The 21,248-nt window shown below is 63.7% G+C and carries 19 protein-coding genes; 10 read left to right on the top strand and 9 right to left on the bottom strand.

The features are described 5' to 3' along the window. Window positions 1–3 precede the first annotated feature (3 nt). Both LGH83_RS19110 and LGH83_RS19105 read right to left on the bottom strand, forming a co-directional pair. Entirely contained in the window at window positions 4–1,302 is a 1,299-nt protein-coding gene (locus tag LGH83_RS19110; protein ID WP_227399992.1) for an ABC transporter substrate-binding protein, read from the bottom strand. Window positions 1,303–1,341: 39 nt separating this feature from the next. Beyond that, a complete protein-coding gene (locus LGH83_RS19105; RefSeq protein WP_227399991.1) occupies window positions 1,342–2,763 on the bottom strand; it encodes an amidase in 1,422 nt (473 codons plus the stop codon). Window positions 2,764–2,953: 190 nt separating this feature from the next. On the opposite strand from LGH83_RS19105, the gene LGH83_RS19100 reads away from it, so the two are divergent. From LGH83_RS19100 to cyoD, 5 genes are all read left to right on the top strand, one after another. Continuing rightward, window positions 2,954–3,319 (top strand): hypothetical protein, encoded by a 366-nt coding sequence (locus LGH83_RS19100; RefSeq protein WP_227399990.1) that lies wholly within the window; start codon window positions 2,954–2,956, stop codon window positions 3,317–3,319. A 199-nt stretch (window positions 3,320–3,518) separates the two neighbouring features. Then, entirely contained in the window at window positions 3,519–4,544 is a 1,026-nt protein-coding gene (gene cyoA, locus LGH83_RS19095; protein ID WP_227399989.1) for a ubiquinol oxidase subunit II, read from the top strand. A 2-nt stretch (window positions 4,545–4,546) separates the two neighbouring features. Beyond that, a complete protein-coding gene (cyoB, locus tag LGH83_RS19090; RefSeq protein ID WP_227399988.1) occupies window positions 4,547–6,550 on the top strand; it encodes a cytochrome o ubiquinol oxidase subunit I in 2,004 nt (667 codons plus the stop codon). Then, window positions 6,547–7,239, top strand: a complete 693-nt coding sequence (locus LGH83_RS19085) for a cytochrome (ubi)quinol oxidase subunit III (protein ID WP_227399987.1) — start codon at window positions 6,547–6,549, stop codon at window positions 7,237–7,239. The genes cyoB and LGH83_RS19085 overlap by 4 nt, the downstream gene beginning before the upstream one ends. Beyond that, window positions 7,236–7,826, top strand: a complete 591-nt coding sequence (gene cyoD, locus LGH83_RS19080; RefSeq protein ID WP_319799577.1) for a cytochrome o ubiquinol oxidase subunit IV — start codon at window positions 7,236–7,238, stop codon at window positions 7,824–7,826. The genes LGH83_RS19085 and cyoD overlap by 4 nt, the downstream gene beginning before the upstream one ends. A gap of 107 nt (window positions 7,827–7,933) precedes the next feature. On the opposite strand, the gene araH is transcribed toward cyoD, so the two are convergent. From araH to LGH83_RS19065, 3 genes are read right to left on the bottom strand one after another with little or no spacing between them, the layout of a single operon-like run. Beyond that, window positions 7,934–8,881 carry an L-arabinose ABC transporter permease AraH gene (gene araH / locus LGH83_RS19075; RefSeq protein WP_227399986.1) on the bottom strand — a complete coding sequence of 316 codons (948 nt, stop codon included), beginning with the start codon at window positions 8,879–8,881 and terminating at the stop codon, window positions 7,934–7,936. Further along, entirely contained in the window at window positions 8,878–10,383 is a 1,506-nt protein-coding gene (araG, locus tag LGH83_RS19070) for an L-arabinose ABC transporter ATP-binding protein AraG (RefSeq protein ID WP_227399985.1), read from the bottom strand. Before araG ends, araH begins: the two co-directional genes overlap by 4 nt. Window positions 10,384–10,393: 10 nt before the next feature. Next, window positions 10,394–11,380, bottom strand: a complete 987-nt coding sequence (locus tag LGH83_RS19065; RefSeq protein WP_227399984.1) for an arabinose ABC transporter substrate-binding protein — start codon at window positions 11,378–11,380, stop codon at window positions 10,394–10,396. A 344-nt stretch (window positions 11,381–11,724) separates the two neighbouring features. On the opposite strand from LGH83_RS19065, the gene dgoD reads away from it, so the two are divergent. The 5 genes from dgoD (at window position 11,725) to LGH83_RS19040 (ending at window position 16,806) form a co-directional block, all read left to right on the top strand. After that, a complete protein-coding gene (gene dgoD, locus LGH83_RS19060) occupies window positions 11,725–12,897 on the top strand; it encodes a galactonate dehydratase (protein WP_227399983.1) in 1,173 nt (390 codons plus the stop codon). Between the two features lie 5 nt (window positions 12,898–12,902). After that, window positions 12,903–13,676 (top strand): SDR family oxidoreductase, encoded by a 774-nt coding sequence (locus LGH83_RS19055; RefSeq protein ID WP_227401924.1) that lies wholly within the window; start codon window positions 12,903–12,905, stop codon window positions 13,674–13,676. Next, the gene (locus tag LGH83_RS19050; protein WP_227399982.1) at window positions 13,669–14,466 is read left to right on the top strand and encodes a FadR/GntR family transcriptional regulator; all 798 of its coding nucleotides are present in this window, start codon (window positions 13,669–13,671) and stop codon (window positions 14,464–14,466) included. Before LGH83_RS19055 ends, LGH83_RS19050 begins: the two co-directional genes overlap by 8 nt. Window positions 14,467–14,837: 371 nt before the next feature. Next, window positions 14,838–15,857 (top strand): LLM class flavin-dependent oxidoreductase, encoded by a 1,020-nt coding sequence (locus LGH83_RS19045; RefSeq protein ID WP_227399981.1) that lies wholly within the window; start codon window positions 14,838–14,840, stop codon window positions 15,855–15,857. A 241-nt stretch (window positions 15,858–16,098) separates the two neighbouring features. Continuing rightward, complete coding sequence (locus LGH83_RS19040) at window positions 16,099–16,806, top strand: L,D-transpeptidase (protein ID WP_131195942.1); 708 nt, start codon at window positions 16,099–16,101, stop codon at window positions 16,804–16,806. A gap of 102 nt (window positions 16,807–16,908) precedes the next feature. Here LGH83_RS19040 and LGH83_RS19035 read toward each other — a convergent pair whose 3' ends face one another. The 4 genes from LGH83_RS19035 to LGH83_RS19020 form a co-directional block, all read right to left on the bottom strand. Beyond that, the gene (locus LGH83_RS19035) at window positions 16,909–17,706 is read right to left on the bottom strand and encodes a glucose 1-dehydrogenase (RefSeq protein WP_227399980.1); all 798 of its coding nucleotides are present in this window, start codon (window positions 17,704–17,706) and stop codon (window positions 16,909–16,911) included. Window positions 17,707–17,729: 23 nt separating this feature from the next. Then, window positions 17,730–18,707, bottom strand: coding sequence for a sugar-binding transcriptional regulator (locus LGH83_RS19030; protein ID WP_227399979.1), 978 nt, complete (start codon window positions 18,705–18,707; stop codon window positions 17,730–17,732). A 146-nt stretch (window positions 18,708–18,853) separates the two neighbouring features. Then, on the bottom strand, window positions 18,854–19,618 hold the full coding sequence (locus LGH83_RS19025) for an SDR family oxidoreductase (RefSeq protein WP_227399978.1): 765 nt from the start codon (window positions 19,616–19,618) through the stop codon (window positions 18,854–18,856). A 26-nt stretch (window positions 19,619–19,644) separates the two neighbouring features. Then, complete coding sequence (locus LGH83_RS19020; RefSeq protein WP_227399977.1) at window positions 19,645–21,147, bottom strand: sugar ABC transporter ATP-binding protein; 1,503 nt, start codon at window positions 21,145–21,147, stop codon at window positions 19,645–19,647. Window positions 21,148–21,248 lie beyond the last annotated feature (101 nt).

Genomic DNA, 21,248 nt, shown 5'->3' with positions numbered 1-21,248 from the left:
GCCTCAGCTCATCCAAGGTGGCATGACGAAGTTATCGGTGGCGTAAAGCGCCGGGGCAATCAACTTCGGGTCGGTCTTGTAATCCTGATGCTGCAGGAATTGATGCGGCATGCCGAGCGACGGATCGGCGACCTGCGTCGGATAGCAATAGGACGACTGACCTGCGGGATCGGTGCGCTGCACCCCATTTACCCCGCGATAGACGAGGTTACGGATCGCGGTCGCGACCTTTTGGGTCTGCTCCTTGTCGGACGGTTTGCCAGCCCCACCCGCAATGGCGGCCGCCAAAGCCCACTTCCACAGCGCATCATAGGTTTGCGAGCCCGTGATGAAGGCCGATTTCGGCCCAAACTTCTCGCGGTAGCTCTTCCGGAACGGCGCGGAAAAGTCGTCCGGCAGGCAGCCGATCACGGTCGAATAGATGACGCCGTTGATCGATTCGCCGCCGATGTCGCGGAACGCCGGCAACGAGGGACCATATTGCATGTAGATCAGGCTCTTGGTCGGCTGCGGTTTGAACTGCAGCATGAACTGCGCCAAATCCTGGGGCAGGAAATGCGTGACCAGGATCGCGGCTGGCGGATTTTCGCGCAGCTTGGCAAGGGTCGGACCCCATTGCGTCGTGGGGAACTGCACGGTCTCGAAGAGGCTGACCTCGAAGCCGTAGTCCTGCGCCTTCGCCTTGATCGCGTTGGCGATCACGATCGCATATTCGACCGCAGAGGGGATGATGGCGATCTTCTTGTTCGGCGGCGTCCATTTGCCGGCTTTGATTAAATCGTTCAGGAAGTTGAGACAGCCCGGACCATAGTAATATTCGGGCGGATCGATCTGAAAACTGCTGTAAAAGCGGGCCGGATCAGTCTTGAACTTTTCGTTATGCGAAATCAGCGTATTCGCATGCATCATGATGATGTCGTTGTCGGCCGCGACATCCATCTCGACCATGTTGGTGCCGACATTGTAGCCGTTGATGATGGCCGGTACGGAAAACCGGTCGACGAGACGCTGCATGGACTGGCTGACGAGGTCAGCCCCCATGTCCTTCGTGTCCTCGACATGGATCTCGATCTTGCGGCCGAGAATACCGCCGGCTTCGTTGATTTCTGCCGCCGCAAGATCAAGGCCGTTCTTGAACTCAATGCCATCGGCGGCCGAAAGACCGGACATCGGCAGCGCCGCGCCGACCGGAATCGGACCGTCCGCCGCCAAGGCCTTCTCGGAGCCAAAGCTGGCCAGGGCGGCCATTCCGGCCGCGCCCGCACCGACCGAACTCCGCAACATGGAACGTCTGTCAAGCATGTCCGTGTCTCCCTCTACCGCCAGCCACTTCAGCCGCCCCTACAGAAAGAAGGCGGGAAATCGTGTCTCGACATCGCGCGCGTAGCCGAGCACGCGCTCGTCCTCGCCGCGAGGCCCAATGATCTGCAGTCCGATCGGCAGACCGGCTGCGGTTCGCCCGCACGGGACGATCGCGGCGGGCTGTTGGCTGAGATTGATCGGGAAGCTGAAGCCAGCCCATTCGATCCAGCGGGTGAGGCCGCTGCCGGGCGGCACCTCATGGGCCGCCTCGAAGGCCGGAATGGCAGTCGCGGGCGACACGACGATGTCGAACCGAGCCAGCAAGGCGTCCATGGCCAGACCGAAGGCGGCCCGAGCCGCCATGGCCTGAACATAGCGGACCGCAGAAAACGCCTCGCCCTGTGCAACGATTTCGGCAAGGCCGGGGTCTAAAGCAGACTTCTGGGCCGCCGTCAGCGCTGCGGCACGAGACGCGGCGCCGGTGAACCAGAGGACGTTGAAGATATCCAAGACGTCACCGTCAGGCAGATCGATGGGCGTGACGTTCGCTCCAGCACGGGACAGATTCTCCACGACGTCGCCGAACACCGCCGCAACCTCGGGATCGACGATGCCACAGGGTGGGGTCGACCAGACGCCGATACGCGCGCCCTCGAGGCTTCGCGGTATTGTATCGAGTGGTGGCATGCGCGCCGGCCCTTGCAGCCAATCCTTTGGATCGACGCCCGACATGGCGGCCAGCATGGAGGCCGCATCATCCACCCGTCGCGTCATCGGCCCGATATGGGCGACCGTTCCGAACGCACTCGCCGGGTAAGCCGGGACCCGACCATAGCTCGGCTTCAATCCGACGATGCCCGTGAAGGACGACGGGATCCGGATCGATCCGCCGCCGTCCGTCCCAAGATGCAGGACGCCTGCGCCCGTCGCGGCCGCCACGGCGGCGCCACCGGACGATCCGCCCGGCGTGAGATCCGGATCCCATGGGTTGCGTGTGATGCCGCTCAGCGGCCCGTCGGTCAGCGCTTTCCAGCCAAATTCGGGAGTCGTCGTCAGACCAATGATGGTGACGCCCGCCGCCCGCAGGCGCGCGACCGCGGGTGCATCGGCCTCGCAGGGAGAGGTGGGCGTGCTCGGGCTACCGTAGCGGATCGGCCATCCGTCGACCCAGACGATGTCCTTGATGGTCGCCGTGACGCCATCGATCGGCGACAGCGGAGCCCCTTTGCGCCAGCGGGCCTCCGACTCACGAGCAGCGGCGAGCGCGGCCGCCCGATCGATCCGCGTAAAGGCGTTGAAGCGGGCCTGGACGACCTCGGCGCGATCGACCGCCGCAGCAGCGACCTCGACCGGGGAGAGGCGACCGGTCGCATAGCTCTCCCGCAGCGACGCCGACGAGAGCCGGCAGAGCGGATCGGCATCGGATATCGGTGTCGCTTGAGCGGTTACGCCGTCGTTCACCAAAGCCTCGTCCTCCAGCTGATCGAAGGAGGCTAGCCGCAATGTCAAGGAACAGAAAATACCTTTTTGTCCGCGTCGATCGCTATAAAATGCAGTTAGAAACACCCCGGCGGACCGCGATGCCACCATGCGCCAGGCAACTACCCGTTCGGGTGATTGGCCGGCGCTGGAAGATTGTTTAAAAAGACGGATGACCTACCAGCGCTTGGCCCTCACGATCACGTTTGCCGCAGTTCTGCTTGGTCCCGCGAGGGCCGAGGATCAGATCATCGACGCGAAGCCGTGCCGCTTCTTTTGCCAAGCGTGGCGAAACATGTCGCATGACGCCACCGTTGCGGCGAGTGCGCCTGTCGATCCGGGTTACATGCCGTCGGAGCCGCTCCCCGAGGCGGCAGACGGGGCAACGTTGCCTTCGATGTCGGACCTCGCCGCTTCGCCCGGAACCGTGATGGCCTTGAGTCCCGCTGAGCAACGCCAAGCCGCGCGGCAACGCGCCAAGATCAAAGGTCTTTGGCCTGAGGGTCCAGGCGGCGCGCGACAGAAAGCGGCTTACTGACGGGCCTAACGCACCGCTGACGCATTTGAAAATCCGAACGCGATAATCGCTCCGCGATCGAATGATCCGGATGTCATCGAAAAGAGGCGCAACGGCGTTATGCCGCTGTCGGTCGCCTTTGCGCCACATTGCGTCATCCGCCAACTTCCATCAAACATCTGCGCGCGGTCGAACTCCACTCTGAAGTCAGGTGAGGCGAATGGCGAAGATCGACGATTCTCTTTCGAGCGCGGCGGGGCAACGCGCGCTCCGTCGGATCAGGCGTCTCGCGCCGCCGGCTGTCGCAATCGCGGGCGCCGCACTCCTCTCCGGATGTTCACTTCGCTTGCTGGACCCCGCCGGACCCGTCGGCGCGAGCGAGCGGACACTGCTCCTGAACGCTCTTGCGGTCATGCTCTGTATCGTCGTCCCGACCATCGTGGCGACCATCGCTTTTGCCTGGTGGTTTCGGGCCGGCAACACCAAAGCCGAGCACCTCCCGACCTGGGCCTTTTCGGGCCGCGTCGAGATCGTGACGTGGTCCGTGCCGCTCCTGACGATTATGTTTCTGGGCGGGATCGCATGGATCGGCTCGCATGAGCTCGATCCCGCCGTCCCCCTGGCCGGGTCCAAGAAGCCGATCGAGATCCAGGTTGTTTCGCTGGATTGGAAGTGGCTCTTCATCTACCCGGACGAGAAGGTCGCCAGCCTCAACCAATTGGTGATCCCGGCTGGAACGCCGGTGCATTTCTCGCTGACCTCGTCCGGCGTGTGGAACTCGTTTTTCGTGCCGCAGCTCGGCAGCATGATCTACACGATGAGCGGAATGACGACGCAGCTGAACCTGCAGGCCGATCGGGAAGGCACCTACTACGGGATGTCGTCCCATCTCAGCGGCGAGGGATTTGCCGACATGCATTTCGACGTCAAGGCGCTGTCGGGCGATGGCTATGCCGCCTGGTTGCAGCAGGCGCGGAGCGCCTCTGCGACCCTCGATGGCGAGGCCTACAATACTCTTGCAAAGCAGAGTACGAAGAATCCGCCGATGACCTATCGCGTGGCTGATGCGGACTTGTTTCAGAAGATCGTTTCGCTCCGGCTGCCACCTGGGCCGGGGCCTGCGCCTCAACCAGCCTCAGGGTCCGACCCTCACCCTGGACTGACACTTGAGCTCGGCCCGACGCCAGCGCCCGGAGTCGCACAAGGCGCGCCGATCTGCGTCGGATCCCCCAAGGGAGGAAGCTGATCATGTTTGGCAAGCTTACGCTCGCGGCCATCCCGCTCGACCAGCCGATCCCGCTCGTCGCCGGGGGCGTCGTCGTCGTCCTCCTGCTCGGCGTCCTTGGATGGATCATTCTCGCCGGGCACCTGCCGTATCTTTGGAAAGAATGGATCACCTCGGTCGATCATAAGCGCGTCGGCATCATGTATGTGATCCTCGCGCTCGTCATGCTGCTGCGCGGCTTCTCCGACGCGCTCCTGATGCGCTCGCAGCAGGCGCTCGCCTTCAATTCTCCCGGCTATCTGCCGCCCGACCACTACAACCAGATCTTTTCGGCGCATGGCACCATGATGATCTTCTTCGTCGCGATGCCGTTCATGATCGGGCTCATGAATTTCGTGCTGCCGCTCCAACTCGGCGTCCGCGATGTGGCCTTCCCGACGCTGAATTCGGTATCGTTCTGGCTCACGGCCACGGGCGCGCTGCTCATCAATATTTCGCTCGTCGTCGGTGAATTTCAAAAGACCGGCTGGTTGCCCTACCCGCCGCTGTCGGAACTGACCTATTCGCCGGGCGTCGGTGTCGATTACTGGCTCTGGGCGCTGGAAATCTCCGGGATCGGGACGCTGATGACCGGCGTCAATTTCGTGACCACCATTCTTAAGATGCGGGCTCCCGGGATGGGCTATCTCCGCATGCCCATGTTCTGCTGGACCGCGCTCGCGACGAACTTGCTCATCATCGCGTCGTTCCCGATCCTGACGGCGGTCTCGGCCATGCTGCTGCTCGACCGCTATCTCGATTTCCACTTCTTCACCGTGGAGGCTGGTGGAAATTCCATGCTCTTCATGGCGCTGATCTGGGCCTGGGGACATCCGGAAGTCTACATCTTGATCCTGCCGGCCTTCGGGGTCTTTTCCGAGGTTGTCTCGACCTTCTCGAGCAAGCCGCTGTTCGGCTATCGCTCGATGGTGATGGCCACCATGGCGATCTGCCTCCTGGCCTTCATGGTTTGGCTGCACCATTTTTTCACGATGGGAGCGGGCGCGGACGTCAACGGCTTCTTCGGCATCATGTCGATGGTGATCGCCGTGCCGACCGGCGTCAAAATCTTTAACTGGCTGTTCACGATGTATGGCGGCAAAGTCCGCTTCGATACGCCCATGCTCTGGGCTCTCGGCTTCATGGTGACCTTCGTGGTGGGCGGCATGACCGGCGTGCTGCTCGCGGTTCCGCCCGCCGATTTCGTGCTTCACAACTCGGTGTTTCTCGTCGCCCATTTCCACAACGTGATCATCGGCGGTGTGCTATTCGGCGCTTTCGCGGGCTACACCTACTGGTTTCCCAAAGCGACCGGCTTCCGGTTGCATGAGGGATGGGGCAAGGGCGCGTTCTGGTGCTGGCTCGTAGGCTTTTGGCTCGCATTCGGCCCGCTCTACATTCTTGGTCTGGACGGCATGACCCGCCGCCTGCAGCATTACGACGTGCCCGAATGGCGCCCCTGGCTGCTGGTGGCGGCATTGGGCGCCGCCGTGATCCTGTGCGGCATCATTTGTCAGATCATCCAGCTCGTCGTCTCGATCCAGCAACGGGAGGAGCTGCGCGATGTGACGGGCGATCCGTGGGATGGGCGGTCGCTCGAATGGTCGATGGCCTCTCCCCCGCCAGTCTTCAACTTCGCGGTCCTTCCGGATGTCCACGATGAGGAACCCTATTGGGGGATGAAGCATAGCGCGCAGGAGCAGCATCAACTGCCCGACACGCCGGACTATGAGCCGATCGAGGTGCCGCGCAACAGCCCGACCGGCATTGTCTGTGCCTTCTTCGCGACCCTGATCGGCTTCGCGATGATCTGGCACATCTGGTGGCTCGCCATTGTTGGGCTCGTCGGTGCCTATGCGACCTTCGTGGTCTTCGCCTGGCGTGACCGGACCGAATATGAAATTCCGGCCGAAACCGTCGCACGCATCGACGCCGTCAACCGGGCGACGCGCGGCGAAGCCCTGAAAGCGCTGGAGACTGCCTCGTGAGCGCCACCTCTGCCTTCGCGCCGCCGGACGCGGGCCGCAAACCGGCTCATGAACATGATCCCTATCGGGTTGGGCGCGGATCGGGCGACGACAACGAGGCCACCGGTCATGGCAGCGGAGGGCCCTCGCCCAAGCGCATCGTCGTCGGCTACGGGTTCTGGATCTTCATTCTTTCCGACATCATCACCTTCTCGACGTTCTTTGCCGCTTACGCTGTCCTGAAGGATAATACGGCAGGGGGTCCGTCCGGAGCTCAATTGTTCGATCGCGGCAGTGTCGGGATCGAAACGGTGTTGCTTCTGCTGTCGAGCTTCACGTGTGGCATGGCGGGGCTGGCGCTGAGGTTCAAGAACCTGTTGTGGTTTCAAGTGACGATGCTGGCAACGGCGGCGCTCGGGGTCGGGTTTCTGGTGCTTGAGGTGCATGAATTCGCCGGCCTCATCGCGCAAGGCGCGGGACCGAGCCGCTCCGCCTTTCTGTCGGCGTTCTTCACGCTCGTCGGCTGCCACGGCCTCCATGTCACGGTCGGCATCCTCTGGCTTCTCACCATGATGGCTCAGGTCTTGGCGAAAGGGTTTCGCGACGACATCATCCGCCGAACCGCCTGTTGGGCCCTCTTTTGGCACGCGCTCGATATAGTCTGGGTCGGCGTCTTCACGGTCGTTTATCTGATGGGAGTTAGCGCATGAGCCCGCACCACGGTTCATCGTCGCGCCCGACGCGCAAAGCGCGATGGGGCATCACCTTCGGCGTGCTCCTCGTTGGGCTGCTCGGCCTCCTGCCCCGCAAGCGCCATGCAACGGCGGCGGTCGCGGTTGGATCGGTCGACATCGCGCGGAGCGACATTGCGATGCCGTCCGCAACCTCGGACGCGGGCTCGCGCAGTCCCGACCGCGGGAGAACGCATCACCGGGATGCCGCACCCGGCGAGCACCACCCGGATGAAGGAGATCTGAAATCCGGCGTCAGATCCTACGTGATCGGACTCGGACTTGCGGCCTTACTCACGGCCGGTTCTTTCTACATCTCCTCGTCGACCCTCGTGTACGGACCGGCCGTGTTCGTGGCCTTGATCGTCTTCGCGATCGCCCAGATCGGCATTCATCTCGTGTTCTTCTTCCACCTGACGACATCGCCGGACAACATCAACAACGCGATGGCGCTCGCCTTCGGCGTCTTGATCATCGGGCTGCTGATCGGCGGATCGCTCTGGATCATGGGACACATGAACCACAACATGATGCCGATGAGCGGCATGACGCAGACACAACCCTAAGGCTCGCAGGCAAGACGGGGACCTGCGAGCGGGTTGGCATTGAGAGCGGCGGCGAACAGTTGCAATAAGCCGGAGACGCCGTAAGCTCCCGGTATCGGCCCTCTCGATCAGGACCGCCGCAAAGCCCGGCTTCGAAGATTGTCGAGCATGACCGCGAGAAGCAGGATGAGCCCGCGCACCAGATATTGGTAGAAGGCCTGGATATTCAGAAGGTTCATCGCATTCTCGGCGATTCCCAGGATCAGCACGCCCACCACAACGCCCGAGATGGCGGCCCGGCCACCGGCCAACGAAACCCCGCCCAGCACGCAGGCCGAGATCACCGACAATTCAAGTCCGGTCGCGGCATTGGGTTGGCCGCTGGTGATGCGCGAGGCGAGCAATACGCCGGCAATGCCGCACATCACGCCCTGGATCGCGAAGATCCAGATGCGGGTTCGCGCCACGTCGACGCCGGCGAGGCGCGTCGCGTCGGGATTACCGCCAACCGCCAGCACATTTCGCCCGAACACCGTCCGATTGAGCACGAAGCCGAACGCGGCGAGGCAGAGCACCATCACCCAGACCGGGGTCGGAATGCCGAAGACCGCCGTTTGGGCGATGGAGTAGAATGCCGGTTCGTTCACGCCCACGGCTCGGCCGTTGCTGGCGATCAGCGCCAAGCCGCGCACGATCTGCAGCGTCGCCAGCGTCGCGATGAGCGCATTGATGCGAAGGCGGGCGATGACCACGCCGTTCACGATCCCGACCGCCAACCCGGCGAGAAGCGCCAGCCCCACCCCAAGCGTGACACTCCCGGTCGCATTCGATCCCATGACGGCGGCCATGCCCGCAAACGCGACAGTCGAGCCGACCGACAGATCGAAATCGCGCGAGGCGAGGCATAGCATCATGCTGCCCGAGACGATCCCGATGGTGACGACCGATTGCAGCAACCCCAGCATGTTGCGCTCGGTGAAGAAGTTCGGAACCAGAAAGGCCACGGCCGCAAAGGCGACCACGAACAACACGACGAGGCCCTGATCGCCCAGGATGAGCCGGCGCAGGTGGTTCATGAATCGTGGTCTCCTGGGAGGGCAGCGGCAAGGATGGTGTGTTCGTCGAAGGCGCCGCGTTTGAATTCGGCCACGACCTGCCCCTCGCGCATCACGAGGATGCGGTCGCAGATGCCCATCACCTCGGGCAAGTCGCTCGAGACGACGCCAACCGCGAGCCCCTTCTCGGCGAGGTCGTAGAGGATGGCATAGATTTCGGCTTTGGCGCCGACATCGATGCCGCGTGTCGGCTCGTCGACGAGCAAGACCTTGACGTCAGGCTCGGCGAGCCAGCGGGCCAGGATCGTCTTCTGCTGATTGCCGCCCGACAGGTTCACGATGTCCTGTTTTCGGCTGGGCGTGCGGACACGCAGTTTTTCGATGAAGCCGTCTGCCACGCGCGCCTCTTGGGCGCGATCGATGAGCCCGAACGGCGAAAAGTGCCGCCGCGTCGAGATCACGATATTCTCCTCGACGGAGCGACCTTGAACGATGCCGTCCGCCTTGCGGTCCTCGGGGCACATGACAAGCCCGACCCCGATAGACCCCTTCGGCGTCGCCGTGACGGTTCTGCCCGCGAGCGTCACGTCACCGCCTTGGCGGGCATCGGCACCGTAAACCAAGCGAAACAGTTCGGTGCGACCTGCCCCGACGAGGCCAAAGAAACCGAGAATCTCGCCCGCCGCGATCGAGAAGCTGGCCGGCACCGGCAGCCGTGCACCCGCAATACCGCGGACCGTCAGCACCTCGTCGCCAAGCCGTCTCGCGCGCCAACCCCAAATGTCCTGGATCTCCCGGCCGACCATGCGCTGCACGATCTCGTCGCGGGTGATCCCTGCCATCGAGGCGAAATGAGCGGCGACGCGTCCGTCACGCAAAACGGTGGCGCCGTCGCACAGGCGGAACACCTCGTCGAGCCGATGCGAGACGTAGAGGATGATTTTGCCGCGAGCGCGCAAGCTTTCGATGAGGCGGAACAGCACCTCGCTCTCGTTGGCCGACAGCGAAGAGGTTGGCTCGTCGAGCGCAATGACCTTGGCGTCGTCCATGACGGCTTTGGCGATCTCGACCATCTGGCGTTGACCAATGGAGAGATGCACCACCTTGGTCCGTGAAGCGATGCCGCCCCCGACCGTCGCGAGCGCGGCCTCGGCTCGCTCATGCAAAGCCCGAAACGACACCAGCCCGCCCCGGTTCGGAAAACGGCCGAGAGTGAGGTTTTCGCCGACTGTGAGCTCCGGCACGAGTTGGAGTTCCTGGTGCACCACGGCGATGCCGGCCGCCATGGCGTCCTTGACGGTCGCAGGACTGAACGGCGTCCCGCCCATCGTGATCGTGCCCTCGTCGGCGCGGTAGTCGCCGCCGAGGATCTTGATGAAGGTCGACTTACCCGCTCCGTTCTCGCCGAGCAGGCCGTGCACGGTCCCGGCCGGCACCGCGAATGAGACGCCCTTGAGGGCTTGAACGCCTGGAAATCCCTTGGCGATGTTGTCGACCCGCAGCACGGGGACCTCGGCGTTCATGCGATCCCCCTTACTGGATGCCGAGGCCCTGGCGCACCTTGGCATAGTCGTCCCGCGTCGCGAGTTGACCCGCCGTCTGGGTGAGCGTGGGCGGCATTTGGTCCTTGGTGATCCAATCGAACATATCGGTCGCGGTCTCGTAACCGTGCCGCTTGGGCGAGATGATCACGGTCGCGACGAAGCCGGTGGGCTGGCTTTTCTTGAATTCGTTGATGGCCGAATCGGCACCGCCGATGCCCACACCAATCACGTCAGCGGGCTTGATCCCGACCGACTCGGTCGCACGAACGGCGCCGAGCACCGCCTCGTCGTTGAGACCGATAGCGGCCCAATGCTTCACGTCGGGATGGGCGTTGATCACGGTCGTGGCGGCATTCAGCGCCGCCTCGGTGTCGGTCTTATCTTGCGGCGCGTTGAAGATGTTGGCTTGCGGCAAGCCGGCCTTCAGCAGCATCGCGGTCGCGCCATCCACCCGATCCTTGGCGGTCGGAAGCTGATCATAGGAGACGCGAATCACGCCGAGATCCTTGAGATCCCAGCCCCGTGCCTTCGTTTGCTCGGCAATGGTCTGGCCGACCAACTCCCCGATTTTGCTGGCCGAGATGCCCATGTGAGGCACGGCTTCGAGCGGCTTGCCCGCGCCGTCGACCAAGCGGTCGTCGACCGTCATCATCTTGAGCTTGTTGGCCTGGGCCTTGGCCGCAAGCGCCGGGCCAAGGTTGACGTCGGGCGTGCAGATGATGAAGCCCTGAGCGCCTTGCGCGCCAAGGTTGTCGATGGCCGCCAAGGCTTTTTCGCCGTCCTCGGCTCCGATCTTGACGACCGTGAACCCCTTCTCCTTGCCGGCCTGATCCGCGAATTTCCACTCGTCCTGAAACCAGGGTTCCTCGGGCTGCTTCACGACGAAACCGATTTTGGTGTCGGCCGCAAAAGCCGATCCGAGCAGGCTTCCGGCCATCAGGCCGGCCAATGTCAATGATCTGATTGCACGCTTCATTGTCAGTCCTCCTTGAGTGTCGACTGGACGTTGACCGCCCATCGTGTTCTTGGGCACCGGCCTCAGCGGCAGGCTGCCATCAACTCGTCTAGCCGGATGCCCTCAACCAAAACGTCCGACGTTTTTGCAGACGGCACCCGCTCGGTCGGCCAAAAACTCTCAAGTCGTGAACACTATTGATCGTACCTAACTTGCTTTTGATACGATCAGATTGCATGCTGGGTCAAGAGCGAACACGATTGTCCTGCCAATGCTGGTTGTGCGCTGCAACAATTCAGCGTTTGATGAATCACGAGAGACCTCCATTAGATATGATCTAATGGAGGGCGAATGGGGAGATGGGCGTGAAGATCACAGCTATTCGGACGCGCGTCGTCAATGCGGAGATGCGCAACTGGGTCTTCGTGCGGGTCGAAACCGACGTGCCAGGCCTCTATGGCTGGGGCGAGGCGACGTTGGAATGGAAAACACGAGCGGTCGTCGGCGCCGTCGAGGATCTCGCTCCCTTGGTGCTTGGGCGCGATCCGCGCGACATCGAGCAGGCCGTCAGGGTCATGAAGAAGCAGTCGTTCTGGAGGCTCGGCGCCATCGGCATGAGCGCGATTTCGGGGATCGAAATGGCCTTGTGGGATATCATGGGCAAACATTTCGGCGTGCCCGTGTGGCGCCTGCTTGGCGGCAAGGTGCGAGACAAGGTGGCGGTCTATACCCACCTCGGACTGGGCGATATGCGGGCCGTCTACGAAACCATGGATGCCGATCCCCTCGTGCTGCGCGCTCAAGAGTTGATGGCGAAAGGCTATCGGGCCTTCAAGGCGGTGTTCATTCCCTACACGCATTTCCACGCGCCACTGCCTGAGGTCGACAAAGTGGGTCGGCTGATGGAGGCGCTCCGCAAGGCGGTCGGCCCGGAGATCGAGATCATGGTCGACTTCCACGGCCGACCCGCCTCCGCAGCGGCGGCACTGCCCTATATTCAAGCGCTCGAGCCCGGCCGCCCGATGTTTGTAGAGGAGCCCGTCCCACCCGGCGATACGGCCGGCCTGAAGGCACTCGTCGGTCGCACAAGCATCCCCTTGGCGACCGGCGAGCGGTTGGTCGAACGCTCGGAGTTCGTCGAACTGCTGGCCGCCAACGCCGTGGCGGTGATCCAGCCCGACATCTGTCATTGCGGCGGCCTGCTCGAGGCCAAGAAAATTGCGGCTCATGCGGAATCGGTGGGTGTCGGCGTTGCGCCGCATAATCCGCTCGGCCCCATCGCGGGCGTCGCGGCTCTGCATTTCGCCGTCTCGACGCCCAACCATATGATCCAGGAAGAGATGGTTGGCGCCGTTCCCTGGTATTTCGAGGTGGTCCAAGGGCCAATCTGGATGGTCGACGGCTTCTGGCAGGTGCCTGAGGCGCCCGGCCTCGGCATCGAGGTAGACGAAGAGGCCTGCGCCCGGCACCCCTATGCTCAGGAGGTGCTGCACACGCAAAATGCCGTGCTGGGCGACGGCACCGTGGTGGACTGGTGAGCCCCGTGCCCGGCCGGCTCGCCGGCAAAGTTGCGATCATCACCGGAGCTGGGCGCGGCATCGGCGAGGCCACGGCACGCGCCTTCGTGCGGGAGGGCGCGTCCGTCGTGGTGGCCGAACTCGACGCGACAACCGGCGCCGCGACGGCGGCGGCTTTGTCGGCGAGCGGTTCTGCTCTCTATCTGCCCTGCGACGTGACCGACCCCGACTCGATCGATCGGGTCGTTGCGGCCACGCTGTCGTCATTCGGCCGCATCGACATCCTCGTCAACAACGCCGGCATCAACGTGTTTCACGAGCCGTTGGACACCAGCGAGGCCGAATGGCGCCGCTGCTTCGCGGTCGACCTCGACGGTGTATGGCGAATGAGCAAAGCGGTGCTGCCCGCCATGCTCGAGCGCCGCGACGGAGCCATCATCAACATCGCTTCCTCGCATAGCTTCAGCATCATCCCAGGTTGCTTTCCCTATCCGGTCGCAAAGCACGGCCTGCTTGGCCTCACGCGCGCGCTTGGAATAGACTATGCGGCGCGCGGCGTGCGTGTGAACGCCATCGCGCCGGGCTATGTCGAGACACAGATCGCAGTCGATTATTGGAACACGTTCCCGGACCCGGAGGCCGAACGTCGGCGGACCTATGACCTGCATCCCCCCAAACGCATCGGCCGACCGGAGGAAGTGGCGATGACGGCGGTGTTTCTCGCCTCCGACGAGGCCCCGTTCATCAACGCGGCCTGCATCGTGATCGATGGGGGCCGTTCCGTGCTCTATCATGAGTGACGGCGCGCGGCCGATCGCCGTCGCGGCGATGGAACACGCGATGCCGCTCGACACCACCGGACAAGCCACGTCGACCCCCCTCCCCGCCGAGCGCGAGGCCGGGAACGGCAGCCGCGTCCATGATTCGCTCGTCAACATCCTTGGGCGGCATATCCTTGGGGGCACCTATAAGCCGGGTGAAATGTTGCCCCGCGAGGAGGAGCTCGGCGCCATGCTCGGCGTCAGTCGCACCTCGCTGCGTGAGGCCGTCAAGGTGCTCTCTGCCAAGGGGCTGGTCGAGGCGCGCCGCCGCGTCGGCGTCCGCGTCAGAGCCCGGGAAGACTGGAGCCTTCTCGACCCCGCTGTCTTAAGCTGGCATCCCAATATCCAGGATGACGCGGAACTGATGGCCGGCTTGATCGAGGCGCGTCGCATCATTGAGCCGGCGGCTGCCGAACTCGCCGCTCGGCGTGCTCAGGGCTCGGATCTGGCGGCGATCGAGGCGGCCTTCGCGGCGATGACAGCGTCGGTGCCGACTGACTTCGACCGCTACTGCAAGGCGGATCTTGCCTTTCACCGCGGGGTCATCAGAGCCAGCCACAATGTCGTGCTGCGTGGGCTGGCCGGCTTGATGGAGGCCGCGCTGAATGCCTCTTTCACGATCACCAACACGTTTATGGAGCGCCAAGCTCGCGCACTCTCGGTCCACGGGCGGGTCTTGGAGGCGATCAGGATGCGAGACACGGCCGGTGCGGGCACAGCCATGGCCCGCCTGCTCGACCTTGCGGCGGAGGATCTGCACCTCGATTAAAGCGGTGGATGAGGGGAACGGAGCGGGGCCGGTCGACAGGTGACGCAATCCCATCGGCGGCTGCGCGCAGACGCGACGGGACGCCGACGAAGCCATCACGATCATGACCCCGACGGGCGGTGGTTACGGGGCGGTGTCAGGGCGAAATCGATACGTCCCGCTTCGGCATGGCGGGGTCTGACGCCAGCATTTGCTTGTGCTCGTCACGCAACGCAAGTCATCCTAGTCACAGAATTGTGCCTTCTTGCAGCTTTATGCGGCAGGCACCTTATGACGGGCATGTCGAAGCGAACGCGAGCCCCGAGAAGGTCAAGAATCTTCTTTCACAGGGGCGGCGACGAGCTTCAACCTCTCCAAACGAGGATCATCCCGTGAAGAAGATCGGCTTCTTATCCTTTGGGCATTGGTCGCCTGCTCCGCAGTCTGGCACGCGTTCGGCACGCGACGTCTTGCTGCAATCGATCGACCTCGCGGTCGCGGCCGAAGAACTCGGGGTCGACGGCGCCTATTACCGCGTCCATCATTTTACACGCCAGCTCGCGTCACCCTTTCCTTTGCTGGCGGCGATCGGCGCAAAGACGAGCCGCATCGAAATCGGCACCGGCGTGATCGACATGCGCTACGAGAACCCGCTCTATATGGCGGAAGATGCGGGCGCGGCCGATCTCATTAGCGGCGGCCGACTCCAACTCGGCATCAGTCGCGGCTCGCCCGAACAGGCGATCGACGGCTGGCGCCACTTTGGCTATGCACCGGCCGAAGGCGAAAGCGATGCCGATATGGGCCGTCGCCATGCCGAAGTGTTCCTCCGCGCGCTGAAGGGCGAGGGCTTTGCGGAGCCGAGCCCTCGGCCGATGTTCCCGAACCCGCCGGGGCTGCTGCGCCTCGAGCCGCACTCGGAGGGGTTGCGGGATCGCATCTGGTGGGGATCGGCCTCGAACGCCACGGCGGTCTGGGCGGCCAAGCAGGGAATGAACCTGCAGAGCTCGACCCTCAAGGAGGATGAGACGGGCGAGCCCTTCCACGTGCAACAAGCCAAGCAGATTCGCCTGTATCGCGAGACGTGGGCGGCGGCTGGACAGACACGGACGCCTCGCGTTTCGGTGTCGCGCTCCATCTTCGCGCTGATGAACGACCGCGACCGAGCCTATTTTGGCCAAGGCGACAGCCGCGATCAGATTGGCTACATTTCCGACGAGATGCGCGCGATTTTCGGCCGCTCCTATGCGGCCGAGCCTGACAAACTGGTCGAACAGCTCAGGGCCGACGAGGCCATTGCCGAAGCCGACACCTTGCTTCTCACCGTGCCGAACCAGCTCGGCGTCGCCTATAATGTTCACGTCATGGAGGCGATCCTGAAGCATGTGGCTCCGGCACTCGGCTGGCGCTGATACCTCGGTCATCCGGTAGCGGCGTCCTTGTCACTCTCGACGTGCAAGGTCGTCGGCACCGGGAGCGTATCGGGCGCAAGGTCCTTCGGACGAGAGCGACGCCATGAACGGGAGCGACCCGCGCGGCCAAGGCTGGCGCTTGCCAGTCGACCCCCTCTGACGGCAGTCTGCTCGACAAGACGATCAGAGCGTGTATGCCTGGGTTTCATATCGTTGGCGGCAGGACACGGAAGTCCAAATCATGATCACACACATCGGAAATGGCGGTTTGGGCGACGATAAGACTGCGTCGTTTGAGCGTCGGTCGGGTCTCATCAACCGTCGATCCTTCGTGCTCGGCTCGGCCGCTGGTCTCGGCGTTCTGGGGCTCGCGGGCTGCGCGACATCCGACTTCATGAGTCTCGCGGAAGCCGAGAAGGTCTACGGGCCGGTGCCTGCGGAAAAGTTTCCTATTCCGGCGGTCGATGTCAGCAAAATCAACCCGAAATACTATCGCCGAACAGTTCGCTACGACACCAAGGAAGCGGCCGGGACCATCATCGTCGATCCCCACAATTACTACGTCTACCGCGTCGAGGGCGATGGATCCGCCACGCGTTATGGCGCCAACGTCGGCCGCGATGGTTTCCGGTGGAGCGGTGACGCTTACGTGGGACGCAAGGCCGAATGGGCGACCTGGACGCCGCCCAAGGAGATGATCCAGCGCCAGCCGGAAGCGGCCAAATACGCGAAAGGCATGCCGGGAGGCCTTGAAAACCCGCTGGGTGCCCGCACACTCTATCTCTATCAGAACGGCGCCTATACGCTTTTCACGATCTACGCCAGCAGCGAGCCAACATCGATCGGCACAGGCATCACGAGTGGCTGCGTCGGCCTGATCAGCCAAGACATGATCCACCTTTACGAGAGAACGCCGGTCAAGACCAAAGTGGTCGTGCTGGCGGCCTAAGCGGCGTCGTGCCCGCCGAGGCGCGGCGCAGGCGGCCAAGAGCCAAGGCTCGGTCGCCGCGACGCGAAAACCGCCCCTGTTGCTCTCGATCAAACGCGGTCATCACGACATGATCAGCCCGCCATCGACGTTGACGGTCTGGCCCGTGATATAGGAGGCGTCGTCGCTGGCCAGAAAGGCGACAAGTCCCGCCACGTCGTCACCTGAGCCGGCCCGAGCCATCGGAATATTGCGGACCCATTCGGCCATCAACTCGCCGGGCTTGTAGTCGCCGAGCAGCTTGCCCCAGGCCGCATCGTTATAGGCCCACATATCGGTTTCGATGATCCCGGGGCAGAACGCGTTGACCGTGATGCCCTCTTTGGCGACCTCCTTGGCGAGGCTTTGCGTGATGCCCACGACCCCGAACTTCGAGGCGGCGTAATGCGGCGTGTAGATAAAACCCTGGCGCGCCTGGCCTGAAGCCGTGTTGATGAGCCGGCCACCCGAGCCGTGCTTACGGATGCGGCGGATAGCCTCCTGGCAGCAGAGGAACACCCCCTTGGTGTTCACATCCATGATCTTGTCCCACTCGCTTTCGGTCATGGCCTCAATTTTTGCGATGGTAATCACGCCGGCGTTCTGCACCGACACGTCGACACGCCCGAAGGCGGCTTCGGCAGCGTCGTAAAGCGCGACCACGCTGGCTTTGTCGGTCACGTCGCCGACGAAGCTGATCGCCTTGCCGCCGTCAGCCTGGATGGCGGCCGCGACCTCTTCGACGCGTGGTTCGTTGGCGCTGACCATCACCGAGGCCCCTTCGCGGGCGAACCGATGCGCGATCGCCGCACCGATGCCCCGGCTGGCGCCGGTAATCACAATGGTTTTGCCCTCGAACCGCGTCGATGTGGGAGCCTGCATAGGGGTTGTCCTTTCGGGTCGGATCAGGAAATCGTCGCGGGTTCGGGGTCAGGCGCGATCAACCGCTCGGCCGTGAACACGTCGGTGATAAGAATATCGATATAGCCGCCGACCAGAGCCGCCCGGATCGCAGCCGTTTTCCTGGCTCCTCCGGCCACCGCGACGACGCGCTTGGCCGCCTTTACTTCGGCGAGCGCGATCCCGATCACGCGGTCGTTGAGCGGCGTGATGACGGGAGCACCCGCAGCATCGAAGAAACGCAGCCCCATGTCACCGACGGCGCCCTGCTCGGCCAGATCGTCGAGCTCCTTCCGCGTAAAAGCGTTGCCGGAATTGGCCAGCATTTTGGACGGCGTCATCGCCCCGATGCCCACGAAGGCCAGTGTCAAGCGCGAGAAATAACCGAGCGTTTCGGCCACGAAGGGATCCTGCAGGAGGGCGGCGCGGCTCTCCGGCGAGCCGGTCACGCCAGGCGCCGGCAGGAATTGCGGCGACGATCCCGTCAGTTGCGCCATCCGCATCACCAGATGCTGAGCATGCGATTGAACCGAAGGGCTGCCGATGCCGCCGAGGATCTGCACGACCTGAGAGGCGCGCACCCGCTTGAGCGGTGTGATCGAATCCACCATGCGGAGCAGCGACGAACTCCAGGACGACAGGCCGATGACCTCGTCGTCCATGACGGTCGTCTCGACAAAATGAGCGGCGGCATCGCCGATGGCGGCGATGACGGATTCTTCGGTTTCGCTCACGCTTTCCGCGACGATCGCCTGTTCGATCCCGTATTGGTCGCGCAGCTTGGCTTCGAGGTCCATGAAGACCCCCGGCGGCGGCGTGATCGAGATGCGGACGATCCCCTCATCGACGGCTCGGCTGAGAAGGCGGGAAATCCGCGCTTGAGGAATATGAAGCGCCTCGGCGATCTCGGCCTGCTTCCGGGCCTCGACGTGGTACATCTGGGCGATGCGGGTCATGAGGCGGAGGTCGTCGGCCCTGGACATCGTGGTTCTGCTCGCTCGCTGCCTGTTACCTCGCCGGACCCGGGAAGTTGCACGAGCTTTAAGGCATTGTGGCCCTGCCTCAAGCCGCCTTGAGGCCGCGAGCCACGCTGCGACACACGAATATCGATCGTCGGAGAGAGCCGACTTTACCAGCACTCGAAGCCGCCATCGACGAGCAGGTCGACGCCCGTCACGAACGAGGCGGCGCGACTGAGCAGAAAAACGACCGGTCCGACCATCTCGTCGACCGCCGCCATGCGGCCCATCGGCGTCTCGCTTTCGAAGCGCTTGACCTGCTCTGCGACCTCCGGACGAAGGTTCATTGGTGTCGACGTGTAGCCAGGGCTGACCGAATTGACACGCAGCCCCTGCTCGACCCATTCCATCGCGAGCGACTTGCTGAGATGCACGACACCGGCTTTTGAGGTGTTGTAATGCGCCTGCAGGATGCCGCGATTGACGATCGAGCCCGACATCGACGCGATGTTGACGATCGCACCCCGCTTGCGCGGCAGCATCACCTTGGCCTCTGCCTGGCACGCGAGGAAGACGCCCGTCAGATTGATGTCGAGCATGCGCTGCCATTGGGCGAGCGGCATTTCCTCGGCCGGGGCCGCATTGGCAATACCGGCGCAATTGACCGCGAGATCAAGAGGTCCGAGTGCCGCCTCTGCATCCGCCACGGCCGCCACGAGAGCGTCGGCCTGCGTGACATTGCCGGCCAGCGCTATCGCGCGGCGGCCGTGGGCCTGGATGGCCGCGACGGTGGCGGCGATCCCGGCCGAGTCCGGGAGATCGAAACAGGCGACGTCAGCGCCCGCCTCCGCGAGCCCGATTGCCAGGCGTTGGCCGATGCCGCTGCCTGCGCCGGTCACGAACGCGACCTGCCGACCCAAACTGAAAATGTCCATATTCGCCTTCTCCCGGCTGTGCCGTCTCAGTGCGTCGCCCGTTCCATGACGGAGATGCGGTTGGCTTGCGTATGATCGAGAATGCCTCGGTTCATGCCACGGCTCAGCACCATGACGCGGTGCGACAGGCCCAAAACTTCGTCGAGGTCGGAACTGACCACGATGACCGCGAGACCTTCCCGGGCCAGAGCCGCGATCACGTCGTAAATCTGGGCACGGGCGCCGACGTCGATGCCGCGCGTGGGCTCGTCTAAAATCACGATCTTGGGTCGTCGAGCGATGCTCTTGGCCAGCACCACTTTTTGCTGATTGCCGCCGGACAGGTGGTTGGCCGGCTGCCCCGCAGACCCTTTGATGCCGAAGCGGCGGATGTTCTCGTCGGCAAAGCGCCGCACCGCTCCGGGCGTGACGAAGCCGCTCGGCGCGACCCGCGGGTAATTGCCGAGCGCGATATTGTCGCCGATTGTATGTTCGAGCACGAGGCCCTGCGCCTTGCGGTCTTCGGGCACGAGGACGATGCCGGCCGCGAGGCTGTCGGCCGGACTTTTCGGCACGAGCGGCTTGCCCTCGACCGTGATGGTGCCGGAGGCAATCGGATCCGCACCCGCAATGGCGCGCATCAATTCGGTCCGGCCCGCTCCGACGATGCCGGCGACGCCGAACACCTCCCCGGCCTTCACCGAGAAAGACACGTCCGTGAAGGTCTTTGCCGGTGAGGTCAGCCGCTCGACGCGCAGCACCTCTTTGCCGTTCAGGGGCTCGATCGTGGGGAACATACGCTCGAGCGAGCGGCCCACCATGGCTTCGACCAGCGTCTTGACCGGCACCTGGGCGGTGGCGTAATAGCCCACCACATGCCCGTCGCGCAGCACCACCACACGGTCGGCGATGCGGGCGATTTCGTCCAGGCGGTGGCTGATATAGATGAAGCCCATGCCGCCGAGCTTCAGCCGCTCGATCTGCGCGAAGAGGTGGTCGGTCTCCCCGCCCCCCAATGCTGCCGTCGGTTCGTCGAAGATCAGAAAGCGTGCGTTGAGCGTCAGCGCCTTGGCGATCTCGACCTGCTGCTGCGCCGCCACCCGCAGATCGCGGACGAGCGTCGCGGGCGATACATCCAGCCCGAGGCTGCGCAGGTTTTCGGCGGCGCGACGCGCCATCCCGGCGCGATCGACCCTGCCGTTTTTGGTCGGGAGCCGCCCGACGAACACGTTTTCGGCGATCGACAGATCGGGAAGAAGACGCATTTCCTGGTGAATGAGGCCGATGCCCTGATGCAGGGCATCGGCGGGGCTGGTGGGCGCATAGGGTTGGCCATTCCAGGTCATCGTGCCGGAGGTCGGCGGAACGAGCCCTGCGATCACGGAGGAGACGGTTGATTTACCGGCTCCGTTCTCGCCGAGCACCGCCACGACTTCACCGGGGCGCACGTCGAGATCGACGTCGCGCAACACCGTAATCGGTCCGTAGTGCTTGGTGATCCGGCGGATCGACAGCCCTTCGCTCGGACCTGGTGTGTCACCGTTCGACATGGAGCCCTCCCCGGCCCTGTTGCCACGCCCGCTACCACTCGGCAGCCAGCGCAGTCATCGTGTCGCCGCGGTGAGCGGGTCGCGCACCGCGGCAGTTGTGT

This window comes from Lichenihabitans sp. PAMC28606, assembly GCF_020616535.1.
In the GTDB taxonomy this organism is placed as follows: domain Bacteria; phylum Pseudomonadota; class Alphaproteobacteria; order Rhizobiales; family Beijerinckiaceae; genus Lichenihabitans; species Lichenihabitans psoromatis.
The sequence above is the reverse complement of the archived record's forward strand: the minus strand, read 5'-3'. Positions and strand labels throughout refer to the sequence as shown.